An 11,932-nucleotide genomic window follows, 5' to 3' on the forward strand; every position below is an offset into this window, starting at 1 on the left:
AGCCGGATCAAAGCGTTACGCCCGGAAGTGTAGCACTCCCGGGCGTTGAGGTTTTACTTCTCGTTCGGCGCCGTAGTTGAGCGGGCCTCGAGTTCCTCGAGCTGGGACTCAAGCAGCGTCTTCAGGCGAGTACGGTACTCGCGCTCGAAGGTGCGCAGCTCCGCAATGCGATTCTCCAGCGCAGTCTGCTGCTGCTTCACCGTGTTCATAATCTCGGTGTGCTTGCGCTCTGCATCTGCCTTGAGCTTGTTGGCCTTCTCCTCCGCTTGGCGGATCTGGGCCTCGGCGCGGGAAGCGGCCTCGCCAGTGGTCTCCTCGGCCTTCTTCTGGGCCTCGGCGACGAGCTGCTTGGCGCGAGTCTCCGCCTCCTGCAGCTGAGACTGGGAGCGGGTCTGAGCGTCCTGCAGTTGCTTCTTGGACTTCGCCTCAGCCTCGGCCACCTCACGCTCTGCAGCGCTGCGTGCGTCTGCCAGCATGGAGGTTGCCTCTGCCTGGGCATCGCTGGTCAGACGGTCTGCCATCTCCTGTGCAAGGCCGAGCACCTTGGCAGCCTGGATGTGCGAATCCTGCGAAGGCTCTGCCTTCTGCGGGGCGGTGTTGACCGCCTTGGACACGCCTTCAGCCGGACGCTTCGCAGCCTGTGCGCGAGCTTCCTCAGCCTGCTTGCGGGCTGCTGCCGCATCTTCCTTGGCAGCCTTAGCCTCAGCCTCGGCCTTGTCCTTGGCTTCCTTCGCGGAACGCAGCTGCGCCTCGTAGTCAGCGCGGATCTTCTGCTCCACCTCGCGGCGGATTGCAGCCTCGTCTGCGGAAGAACCGGCTGCTGCCGGTGCCGCTACGCCAGCGCCACCCTCTTCGAGTCGTGCGCGGAGCTCTTCGTTTTCATCCTGGAGCTGTGCAAGCGCGTCTTCAACCAGGTCGAGGAACTGATCAACTTCGTCCTCGTTGTAGCCCCGCTTGCCAATCGGGGGCTTGCTGAAAGCGACATTGTGCACGTCAGCTGGCGTCAACGGCATTTGCGTTCCCTTCATGTTCTTGTAACGGACCCGCGTCTGCGGGTCGCGAATGCGCCCCACGTTACGGGAACGTACTTAATTTGTCTGCTGAATTGTAACTGTTTCGTCTACACAACGCACATGACAGCGCGCTAATGCAGTGCCGGAACGATCATCGTCGCCCGGATAACCATCTGGAGCAGGGAAAGTGCCAGGAAAAGCACGATCACGCTCACATCGAGCCCTACTCCCCCGTTCAACCTCAACGGGGGGATGAGCTTGCGTAATGCAAACACTGGAGGGTCGGTGATCTTGAACAGTGGTTCCGCCACCATGATGAACCAGTGGGGCGGGTCGAAGTGCTTCGAAAATGCCTGAATCATCTCAATGATGATGCGCACGACGACAATCAGCGAGTAGATGCCGATGACGGCGTAAAGAATTGCTCCGATAAGTGCCACGCGTTCACACCCTACAGGTTGTCTAGCGCAGGCCCGCGGAGCGCTTCAGCGCTTCCTTGTCCACATTGCCGTGCTCCGGGACGATCGCGAACAGACGCTTGCGGGTCTCCTCGCCACGGGACAGGTTGTGCATGCTGCCACGCAAGCCAAAGCATAGGCCGGCGGCGAAGTCGACGATGCGCTTTGCATCGGCGGTGTCCAGATCGGTGAGGTCCATCACCACTGCGTCGCCATCGCGGAACGGCTCGCCGATCTCCTTGGCATCGTTGTAATTACGCGGAGACACGTTGACGATGCGTGGGGTCGGACGGTAGCTGGCGCGTGTCGACGACACCTCGCGGTGGTCACGCTCATAACGCGACGGACGCTCAGCACGGTCGTACGCGCCAGCGCCAGCAGTCGAGGAAGCTTCGGAGTAGCGCGAATCCTCAAAGTAGGCGTCGTCCTCGTTGTTCTCGATCGGACCGAGGCCGAAGAATTCCTTTGCGCTGCCAAAGAAGGACATAGTGGGGCTCCTTGGGGGTGGTTTTGCGATGAAGGTCAGCCTACGGGGCGGGGCCCGAGCAGCGCTGTTCCGACACGCACCAGGTCTGAACCGCACGCGATTGCTACCTCAAAGTCGCCGCTCATGCCGGCCGACAAGATGAGGTCGCGGCCGAGGCGTGCGGAGGTGTCGTCGACAAGCGCACGCGCCCTGCGGAACACCGCCTCGGGATCAGAGTCCAGCGGTGGCACGACCATGAACCCGTCGAGGCGAAGGTGTTCGGAGTGTTCGACTGCTTCGATGATGTCGGCAACGTCATCGTAGGAGGCGCCGCCACGGGCGGTATCGCCGTCGTCGGAAAGCTGGATCAGGCACGGCAGGGTGTCCGTGGTGCGGTCGCCACGCTCGAGGGCAAGCGCCATGCCACGGTCGAGGCCGTGCGCCAACTTCACAGAGTCAAGCGAGTGTACTTGCGCGGCCCAGCGCGCCACAGCGTTGGCTTTCTTGGACTGGATCTGGCCGATCATCGCGATCTCGCAACGGCCGTCCAGAGCTTCTGCCTTCGCGCGTGCTTCCTGCTCGCGGTTTTCGCCGACGAGGGTGATGCCTGCGTCGGCAAGTTCGATGATGCGCTCCACCGGGTGGAACTTGGTCACAGGTAGCAGTCGCACACTGCCTTCCGGGCGACCTGCGGCACGCTCGGCGTCGTGAATCTGCTGGGTTACTTTTTCGAGGTTATGCATCTGGCATCCAAATCACGCCGGCTTGACGTCCGGTGACGCCATCGCGGCGATGGGAGAAGAAATCGGTATCGGTGATGGTATCGCGCGGATCCGCATCGATGTGGGTCACGCCCATGCCCATGAGCTGGCGCACAAGCCCGGCACGGACGTCGATGCCCGCGGTCCCCTGCTTGGTGGTTGTGCGCGAGCCGGGCAAATGCTTTTCGACGTCCGCAGCCATCTCGGCAGGCACCTCATAGGACTCACCTGCCGCCGCCGGCCCGAGCAGCACCTGGATACGCTCCGGGGCTGCGCCAAGCGCCACCATCTCCTCGACGGTGCGGCGCACAATGCCGTTGCGAGCTCCCATACGGCCCGCGTGGGCTGCGGCGATCACACCTGCGCTGTGGTCGGACAGCAGCACGGGGGTGCAGTCCGCAACCAGCACGCACAGCGCGAGGTTTTTCTTGCGAGTCACGATCGCGTCAGTGGTCGCAACCGGCTCATCCGCAGGCCCGTCGACCACGGTGACGGTGTTGGTGTGGAGTTGTTCCATCCACACGAAACGCTCGGCGGGAAGGCCCAAGATGTCGGCGAGACGCTGACGGTTCGCGGCGACGTCGGCTGGGTCGTCGCCAACATGCGTTCCCAGGTTGAACGCATCGTACGGAGAACGCGAAACCCCGCCAGCACGGGAAGTAAACACCATGCGGACGGGGCGGTTGGAAAGATCTGGCATGCCAGCCAGTCTAACTAGCGCATGAAATCAGGCACATCCAAGTCGTCGAAGCCGCCGCCGAACTCCTCGTCGCGGCGCGGACGGGAGTCCTCACGGTCCGTAAACAGGCCACGGTTTGGCTCGTAGCGGTGACGAGCCTGGTAGCTCTCCGACGGCTGCTCGGCGCGGGTCTCGGTCCGGGTCTCAGTGCGTGGCTCGGCCGGCTTCTCCGGCTGGGACTCAAGCTCCTCGGCCGGAGCGACGACGCTTGCCTGCGGGGCGTCCTCGGCAGGACGAGCGTTGGCCTTCTCGTCGAAGCCAGTGGCGATGATGGTCACGCGGACCTCGTCGCCCAGGTTGTCGTCGATAATCGTGCCGAAGATGATGTTGGCATCGTCGTCGGCCTTCTCCTCCACGATGGAAGCAGCGTTGTTAACTTCCATCAGGCCGAGGTCGGAGCCACCGGCGACGGAGATGAGCACGCCCTTGGCGCCCTCCATGGTGGTCTCCAGCAGCGGGGAGTTGATGGCCTGTTCAGTTGCGGTCATCACACGGTTCTCGCCGCGCGCAGAGCCGACGCCCATGAGCGCGGAGCCAGCGTCAGCCATAACGGAGCGCACGTCCGCAAAGTCGACGTTGATCATGCCCGGGATGGTGATCAGATTGGTAATACCCTGAACACCGTTGTAGAGCACCTCGTCAGCCGCGCGGAACGCTTCCATCATGGAGAGCTCCGCGTCTCCCAGCTGCAGGAGGCGGTCGTTCGGGATCACGATGACGGTGTCGCAAACTTCCTTCAGGTTCTCAATGCCAGCCAGCGCCTGGCGGGTACGGCGCTTGCCCTCAAAGGTGAACGGGCGGGTCACAACACCAATAGTCAGTGCGCCCATCTTCTTTGCAATACCTGCGACGACCGGGGCCGCACCAGTACCGGTGCCGCCGCCTTCGCCTGCGGTAACGAAGACCATGTCGGAGCCCTTCAGGGACTCCTCAATCTCCTGCTTGTGGTCCTCGGCGGAAGTGCGGCCAACCTCGGGGTTCGCGCCTGCGCCCAGCCCACGGGTGGCTTCTCGACCAATGTCGAGCTTGGTGTCGGCATCGGTAAACAGCAGCGCCTGCGAGTCAGTGTTGATGGCGACGAATTCGACGCCCTTCAACCCCTCCTCAATCATTCGGTTCACAGCGTTGACGCCGCCCCCGCCGACACCGACGACGCGGATCATGGCGAGGTAGTTGGCGGGAGAAGTCATAGCGTAAGTCTCGCCTTTCAAAACTCGGGTGTTCAGTTGCGTCCCATCATGTTTGAAAGCGAAGCATTTTTTGTGTTCTCCCCCGGCGTGTCACAACCCTAAACCTGTACTTTAGGGTTGTGACCTGGGGTTTTAGCGCGAGGTCACCAACTCGGGGTTAGAAATATTGAACTCGTGGCCTTCCAACTGGAGCACGGTTTCGAGCGCCAGCGCCTTATTCGCATTGTCGGTTGCAGCTCCCCACTGGACTACGCGGTCGTCGTCAAGCACGAGCGTGTAGGTGTAGTCACCGTTGGCTTTGAGCGCGCGGACGCGAGGCCGGGCAACATCGCTAATCGACGACGCCACCTCCACCGCCTGCGCAAACCGCTCCTGGGCCACCCCCTGGATCTCCACAGCGCCTGCGGGCGGCGCCGCAACGATGAAATCGCGGCCCTCCCGGTCGATCAGGTGCGGCTGGCCATCAATGTCCACCCACGCCACCGGATCATGCTCTGTGATCTCCACACTGACACCGTTCGGCCACGCGCGCGACACTGTTGCGGAATCCACCCAGGGGTTTGCGGCAACATTCTCGGCGGCTCGGCGCGGCTTCACCTTGCCTATCGGCGTGCCGTAATCAATCCCGGTGAGGTTGCGTACTTCCTCCTCGGGCAGGTTCACGGACCCCTCGACGGCAATATCGTTCACGCTCATCAGCGGCGTGAACGGCACGGCCGCGCACACAGCCACAACAATGGCCACCGTTGCTGCGATCGCACCGTACGGGATCTTCCGGTGCTTCGGCTGCTCCTCGGTTGAATCAGGCATGGGAACTTTCGTGGACATTACTTGCCCGCCAACGCATCCAGGATCTCGTCTGCCAGCATGGTCACACTGCCCGCCCCCATCGTGAGCACCAAGTCACCCGGCTCGGTCACGGACGCAACGGTTGCAGGAGCAGCAGAGAAGTCCGGTTCAAGGTGCACCGGGATGGTCATTTCGTCGCTAATAATGCGCGAGGTCACACCCTCAACCGGGGTTTCACGGGCACCGTAGATATCTAACAGCACGCACTCGTCTGCCAGCGACAATGCCTTAGCAAACTCGCTGGAGAACTCCTGGGTGCGCGAGTACAGGTGTGGCTGGAAGCACACGACCACACGCGCACCGTTGCCTTCTGCTTCCACCTTGTCGCGGGCCGCGGTAAGCACCGCCTCCACCTCGGTCGGGTGGTGGGCGTAGTCGTCGTACACGCGAGTCTCGCCGACGCTGCCTTTGTACTCGAAACGACGGCGCACGCCCGTGAACTCGCTGAGCCCCTGGGCGAGCTTCTCCGGATTCGCGCCGACGAGTACCCCACCGAGCAGCGCTGCTGCCGAGTTGAGCACCATGTGGCGGCCCGGGATAGCCATGCTGTAGGTGACCTCGCCGGAGACATCAGGCGTGCGCAAACGCACACCGACTGCGGTGTGCTCGCCTTCCTGGCGCTCTTCGGTAATCACCGCCGCTGCCGGCACGCTCGGGTGGCGCTTTGCGGCTTCTTCAGTGCCGTATCCGTAAACCGTCAGACCACGCTCGATTGCGCGCGCACCGCAAGCTGCGGCGTGTTCGTCATCTAGGCACACCACGATGTTCTTCGCAATGTCCGCAAAATCATCGAACACCTTGAAATACGCCTCACGCGTGCCGTAGAAGTCCAGGTGATCCGGCTCAATGTTCGTAATCACGGCGACATCTGGGGAGTAACGCAACAGCGACGCGTCCGACTCGTCGGCCTCCGCGACAAAAACCTCGCCCTGGCCGTGATGAGCGTTCGTGCCAGCACGGTTGAGTTGCCCGCCGATCGCGAACGACGGGTCTTGCCCTGCTGCTTGCAACGCCACGACCGCCATCGACGTCGTCGAAGTCTTGCCGTGCGTGCCAGCGAGCAACAGCTGAGTACGGCCCTCCATCAACTCGGCCAGCAGGTCCGAGCGGCGCAGCAGCGGAACACCCTCCCGCTTGGCGCGGACGAGTTCGGGGTTGTCCTGCGGGATAGCAGCAAAGCTCGTCACCACCGCGGTGGGAAGCTCACCAGAGAGCTCCAGGTTGGCCTCGTCGTGGCCAAGCGCCACCTTCGCGCCCTTGGCCTTCAGTGCGCGAACCGGACGAGAGTCCTTCGCGTCAGAGCCAGTCACGGTTGCGCCTCGGTCCAACAAGATATGCGCCACGCCCGACATGCCGGCACCGCCGATGCCAATGAGGTGCACGCGTGAGAGATCCGTCATCAGTTTTCCTTTCCAGCCGCATCAGCAATGCGGCGCGCGAGGTCCTCGGCAACATTGCCGGCACCGGATTGAGCAATTGCGCGACGCATCTCGGCACGCGCATCGTCGTTATTGAGCAAAGGCAGCAGCTTCTCGACGAGTACGTCGCCGTTCAGCTCCGCGTCGTCGATACGCAATGCCGCCCCTGTGGCCACCAAGTGTGCCGAGTTCAACCCCTGCTCGCCATTGCCATGCGGCAACGGGATGTAGATCGCCGGCACTCCGGCCGCGGAGTTCTCCGCAACCGTCATCGCACCAGAGCGACACACGACGACTTCCGCGACCGCATAGGCCGCCTCCATATCGTCGATGTACGGCACGGCCGTATACCCCTCATGAGGTGCAGGTGCGTCGTTCTTGCGCCCGTAAGCATGTAACACCTGGTGACCCGCAGCGGTGATGCGCTCAACCGCGCCAGCGAGCGCCGTGTTGATGCTCACCGCACCCTGGGAACCACCAGTGACGAGGACAGTCGTCTTCTCCGGATCAAGGCCCCACGTGCGTAGGCCACGCTCACGCTTTGCCCCATCCGGGTCGACCCCGACACCGGGACGCACCGGAATGCCGACGACGTCGCCGGCCATGCCCGAGTTCGCCACCGCATTCAGGCCAACGCCACCGAGCTTGACCCCAAGCTTGTTCGCCATCCCCGCAAGCGCATTTGTTTCCAGCACGAAAAACGGCAGCCGCAGCGACTTCGCCGCCAAGTATGCCGGCGCGGACACATACCCGCCGGTACCGAGCACCACCTGAGCACCCGAAGACTTCATCGCCTCCTTGGCCTGATTGACCGAACGCAGCAGCTTCGCCGGCACCGCAGCCAACTTCCACGGCTTCTTGCGCGGAATGGGCACCGGATCAATCAACGCCAACTGAAAACCGCGGGCGGGAACAATCGTGGTTTCCAAACCACGCTCCGTGCCCAACGCGACAACATTGGCACCGAACTGATCACGCAACACCTCCCCCACGGCGAGCGCCGGCTCAATATGGCCTGCGGTGCCGCCGCCTGCCAAGACGACGTTGAGTTCACTCATGTAATCCTCCTGCTATCTACGCACGCGGCGCGGCCCACCAGTGGCTTGACGCACCGGCGCCGTCGGGCGGTGATTGCGCTGTACCTGCTCACGTGGGTGCTCGCGAGGCTGGCGTTGCTGTGTGATCGGACGGGGCTCCTGGACGCCAAGCATGCGGTCGAACACTGGGCGGCCGTAGTTCTGCATCGCGGAAATCGCATCCGGCTCGTGGCGAGCCACGTTTGCCAACACACCCATCGCACCCAGGGTGATCACCGCCGAGGTACCGCCGGCAGAGAGCATCGGCAGCTGAATGCCGGTCACCGGCAGCAGACCGATGACGTAGCCGATGTTGACAAACGCCTGCGAAACAACCGCTGCCGTCAGCGCCGCCGCCATCAGCGTCTGGTACTGCGACTGCGCACGCCGAGCGGTACGGAAACCGAAAAAGCCGAGCAAGGCGAACAGGGAAATAACCAAGGTGCCGCCCCACAGGCCGAGCTCTTCGCCGATGATCGCGAAAATAAAGTCGTTGCGTGCCTCAGGCAGGTAGAACCACTTCGCGCGGGACTGGCCAAGACCGACACCGAAAATGTGACCGTCTGCGAGCGACAAAAAGCCTTGGTGGGACTGGAACGCAATACCTTGCGTGTCATCGAAGTGGCCGCGCAGTGCGTCGAAGTACACGTGGAAACGCGCAGAGCGGAAACCTCCGGACAAGAACGCCACAATCAGTGAGAACGCGCCACCAATTCCCAGGTAAACGATTGCCTTCTTTGGCACACCCGCGAAGATCAGGATGAAGGCGACCACAACCGCGAACGACAAAGCCATACCCATGTCGCCCTGTGCGGCAATCAACGCGACACAGATTGCAGCCACGATAAAGAACGCGAGGAAACCGTTGTTGGCCTGGAACAAACGTTGCGGATTTCTGTGTTCGAGCACCTTCGCGCCCCACATCGCGATAGCCACACGGGCCACCTCCGATGGCTGCAGGCGCAGCGGGCCCAGCACAATCCACGACTGGGAACCTACCTCTTCGCGGCCGGTGCCCAAGGGCGTGAGCACCAAGATCAGCAAAATAACGGAAGCGGCCATCAGGACAGCGGAGAAGCTGCGCAGCCGCTCAGGCGGCGTTTTCAGCGCCACCCAAAACGCGATCAGGCCACCGATGACCATGACGGTTTGACGGATGGCCACGCCCCAGACGCTCTCGGAATCTGCGAACGACGTCGCCATTGACGACGACATCACCATGACCACACCAAGACCTGCAAGCACCAGGACAATGCTGCGGATCATGGTGTAGTCGATGAGCGGCCGGGAATCCAGAAACTCCTCAAATCTGCGCACCTTAAGCGCCAATTTTGAGGTTGGCTCGGTCGATCGCGGGGCACGCCGCGTTGTCCCCTGTTGCACCGCCATGCAGCTGCCCTTTCATTCGAGAAGTCTCAACGTGAAGTTGAGCTTACTTGTTATCCGGGCTCCAGTGTCGCATCGCTGCCGCTGCGAAGGCGTCGCCACGCGCTGACATGCCCGAAAACATATCCAAGCTCGCAGCAGCCGGCGCCAACAGCACCGTATCGCCCGGCTGCGCCTGGGTCGCCGCCCACGCAACAACCTCATCCATGGCTTGTTCCGGATCCGTGGAGTCAGAGACAAACACCGGAACGTCCGGGGCGGCCGCGTTGACAGACGCGCGGATGAGCTCACGATCCACACCGAGCAGAGCAACGGCGCGGAACTGATCAGCGTGTGCTTTGACGACACCGTCGACGGCAGCGCCTTTGAGCTGTCCTCCCGCGACCCACACCACCGTGCCCGCACCGGTGAGCGCAGAATCCGCCGCGTGCGGGTTAGTGGCCTTGGAGTTATCCACCCAATCCACACCGCCGCCGGAGTGCACCACCGCCCCACGGTGACCGGCCACGCGGTACTTCTCCAGTGCCCGCTGGATGTGATGCGGCTTGGCCCCCTGGGTCAACGCCACCGCAGCGGCCGCGAGTGCGTCAAGCAGACCGGCGGCTCCGGCGGGCTCGATGCCGTCGGCACTTGCAACGTCGATAGTTTCGCCGCCGAGTTTGGCCACGATCCTGCCGCCCGAAACACCGACCTGGTTGTCGCCAGGCTCTTGAAGTGTGAACCCGATGATGTCGTCGCGACCAGTCTGCTCAGCTAAACGCTGCACCTCCGTATCGTCGATACCTGCAACCGCATGCGTTGCTTGCAATACCTTCGCCTTCGACGCGGCGTATTCCGCAAACGAGCCGTGCCAGTCAATGTGGTCTTCAGCCAGGTTCAGCAGCACGCCAGCATCCGGCACGAGCTCGGAGGACCAGTGCAGCTGGAAGCTGGACAGTTCGGCAACGAGGACATCGACGTGTTCGTCGAGAAGCAGCACCTCTCCGACCGCGGTGCCGATGTTGCCGCAGGCACGTGCGATACGGCCGGAGTCGGCGCCGACTTCGGTCATCATCGCCGCCAGCATGCCCGTGGTCGTGGTTTTGCCGTTGGTGCCCGTGACGACGAGCCACGTCCTCGGTGCGCCAAACACGCCGGCGCGGTCAAGGCGGAAGCACAGTTCAACATCGCCGATGACGTCGATGCCGGCGGCGGTGGCGTCGACAAGCAATGGCGTATCAGGTCGCCACCCGGGCGAGGTGACCACAAGGCCAGTGTCAGCGAAGCGCTCGCGCGCTTCAGCGCTGGAACACACCGCGAAGCCTTTTGCGGTAGCGGCTGCGCGCCCATCCGGGTTGTCGTCGACAACCGTGCAATTCGCACCCGCCTTCGTCAGCAAGTGCGCTGCGCCGAGACCAGAAACACCAGCACCGGCGACTAAAACATGATCTGGCAGCGTCACAGGCCCGCTCCGTTCAACGAGAGCCACTCACCATAAAACGCGGCGAGGCCAAGCATGACCGACATCCCGGAGATGATCCAGAAACGCACCACTACGGCAGTCTCTGGCCAGCCGCCGTTTTCAAAGTGGTGGTGGAACGGCGCCATGCGGAACACTCGCTTGCCGGTGGTCTTGAAGGACGCAACCTGAATCACCACGGAGGCGGCCTCCAGGACGAACAACGCGCCAATGACAACCATCAGCAACTCGGTGCGCGAAGCAACCGACAGGCCCGCAACAAGGCCACCGAGTGCCAGCGAGCCAGTATCCCCCATAAAGATCTTCGCGGGTGCGGCATTCCACCACAGGAAACCCACGCAGGCACCAAAACCGGCCGCCGCGAGGATAGCCAGGTCCAACGGGTCGCGCACCGAGTAACAGCCAGCGGTCGCGACAGCGTCACAAGAGTTACGGAACTGCCAGAACGTAATGCCCGAGTAGGCAGCCATCACAAGTGCCGTCGTACCAGCGGCCAACCCGTCGAGACCGTCAGTCAGGTTCACTGCATTCGACCACGCGGCGAGCAGGATGTAGATGAACACTAGGAAGATGATGGTGCCCACCACACCCCCGCCGATGGCGAGGTTGATCGTGTCGATGTCGCGCACGAACGACAAGAACGTCGAGCCAGGTGTCAGACCGTTCTCGTCCGGGAACTGCAAGATAAGCAGCCCGAAGGCGATCGAAATGGCAAACTGCGCCACAAGCTTCGCCGTCTTATTGAGGCCAAGGTTGCGGTGCATGAACAACTTAATGCCGTCATCGGCAAAACCTACGAGGCCGAGCGTCAGCGTAAGCCCCAGCACGATCAGGCCCGAGGCAGTAAACGCCGTGTGGCCCGTAGCCAAGGCTGAGAGACTGCCGCCGACGTAGCCAAGCGCGATTGCTAACAAAATAGCGATGCCGCCCATTGTTGGCGTGCCACGCTTGCGGGCGTGCGACTTCGGGCCGTCCTCGCGGATCTCCTGCCCCATCTCGCGGCGATGGAAATATCTAATGAGCAGCGGGGTCACAAAAATCGAGACCAGGAAACTAAGAATCCCGGCGCAAATGACTTGAACCATGAAGTGTTACCTCGCTGCTGTTTCGTTATTCA

At 62.5% G+C, this 11,932-nt stretch carries 12 protein-coding genes; all 12 read right to left on the reverse strand.

What is annotated here, in order from left to right:
* Positions 1–53: 53 nt before the first annotated feature.
* The 12 genes from HMPREF3048_RS06040 to mraY all read right to left on the reverse strand — a co-directional run bounded on the left by HMPREF3048_RS06040 (position 54) and on the right by mraY (position 11,900).
* The gene (locus tag HMPREF3048_RS06040; protein WP_070570081.1) at positions 54–1,013 is read right to left on the reverse strand and encodes a DivIVA domain-containing protein; all 960 of its coding nucleotides are present in this window, start codon (positions 1,011–1,013) and stop codon (positions 54–56) included.
* A 131-nt stretch (positions 1,014–1,144) separates the two neighbouring features.
* The gene (locus HMPREF3048_RS06045) at positions 1,145–1,453 is read right to left on the reverse strand and encodes a YggT family protein (protein ID WP_070422201.1); all 309 of its coding nucleotides are present in this window, start codon (positions 1,451–1,453) and stop codon (positions 1,145–1,147) included.
* 22 nt (positions 1,454–1,475) lie between these two features.
* Positions 1,476–1,958, reverse strand: coding sequence for a cell division protein SepF (locus HMPREF3048_RS06050; protein ID WP_070771498.1), 483 nt, complete (start codon positions 1,956–1,958; stop codon positions 1,476–1,478).
* A gap of 35 nt (positions 1,959–1,993) precedes the next feature.
* A complete protein-coding gene (locus HMPREF3048_RS06055; RefSeq protein WP_070771500.1) occupies positions 1,994–2,680 on the reverse strand; it encodes a YggS family pyridoxal phosphate-dependent enzyme in 687 nt (228 codons plus the stop codon).
* Complete coding sequence (pgeF, locus tag HMPREF3048_RS06060; RefSeq protein ID WP_070771502.1) at positions 2,673–3,398, reverse strand: peptidoglycan editing factor PgeF; 726 nt, start codon at positions 3,396–3,398, stop codon at positions 2,673–2,675. Before pgeF ends, HMPREF3048_RS06055 begins: the two co-directional genes overlap by 8 nt.
* A gap of 14 nt (positions 3,399–3,412) precedes the next feature.
* Complete coding sequence (ftsZ, locus tag HMPREF3048_RS06065; protein ID WP_070422197.1) at positions 3,413–4,627, reverse strand: cell division protein FtsZ; 1,215 nt, start codon at positions 4,625–4,627, stop codon at positions 3,413–3,415.
* Between the two features lie 132 nt (positions 4,628–4,759).
* The gene (locus tag HMPREF3048_RS06070) at positions 4,760–5,437 is read right to left on the reverse strand and encodes a cell division protein FtsQ/DivIB (protein ID WP_070422196.1); all 678 of its coding nucleotides are present in this window, start codon (positions 5,435–5,437) and stop codon (positions 4,760–4,762) included.
* Positions 5,438–5,454: 17 nt separating this feature from the next.
* Positions 5,455–6,876: a UDP-N-acetylmuramate--L-alanine ligase gene (gene murC / locus HMPREF3048_RS06075; RefSeq protein WP_070771504.1), complete on the reverse strand. Its 1,422-nt coding sequence runs from the start codon at positions 6,874–6,876 to the stop codon at positions 5,455–5,457.
* Positions 6,876–7,952, reverse strand: a complete 1,077-nt coding sequence (locus tag HMPREF3048_RS06080; protein ID WP_070771506.1) for a UDP-N-acetylglucosamine--N-acetylmuramyl-(pentapeptide) pyrophosphoryl-undecaprenol N-acetylglucosamine transferase — start codon at positions 7,950–7,952, stop codon at positions 6,876–6,878. The genes murC and HMPREF3048_RS06080 overlap by 1 nt, the downstream gene beginning before the upstream one ends.
* A 12-nt stretch (positions 7,953–7,964) precedes the next feature.
* Complete coding sequence (locus HMPREF3048_RS06085; RefSeq protein ID WP_070771508.1) at positions 7,965–9,359, reverse strand: FtsW/RodA/SpoVE family cell cycle protein; 1,395 nt, start codon at positions 9,357–9,359, stop codon at positions 7,965–7,967.
* A 43-nt stretch (positions 9,360–9,402) separates the two neighbouring features.
* On the reverse strand, positions 9,403–10,797 hold the full coding sequence (gene murD, locus HMPREF3048_RS06090; RefSeq protein ID WP_210384153.1) for a UDP-N-acetylmuramoyl-L-alanine--D-glutamate ligase: 1,395 nt from the start codon (positions 10,795–10,797) through the stop codon (positions 9,403–9,405).
* The gene (gene mraY / locus HMPREF3048_RS06095; RefSeq protein ID WP_070771512.1) at positions 10,794–11,900 is read right to left on the reverse strand and encodes a phospho-N-acetylmuramoyl-pentapeptide-transferase; all 1,107 of its coding nucleotides are present in this window, start codon (positions 11,898–11,900) and stop codon (positions 10,794–10,796) included. The genes murD and mraY overlap by 4 nt, the downstream gene beginning before the upstream one ends.
* Positions 11,901–11,932: the final 32 nt, after the last annotated feature.

Origin of the sequence: Corynebacterium sp. HMSC075D04, from assembly GCF_001815635.1 — a bacterium.
In the GTDB taxonomy this organism is placed as follows: domain Bacteria; phylum Actinomycetota; class Actinomycetes; order Mycobacteriales; family Mycobacteriaceae; genus Corynebacterium; species Corynebacterium coyleae.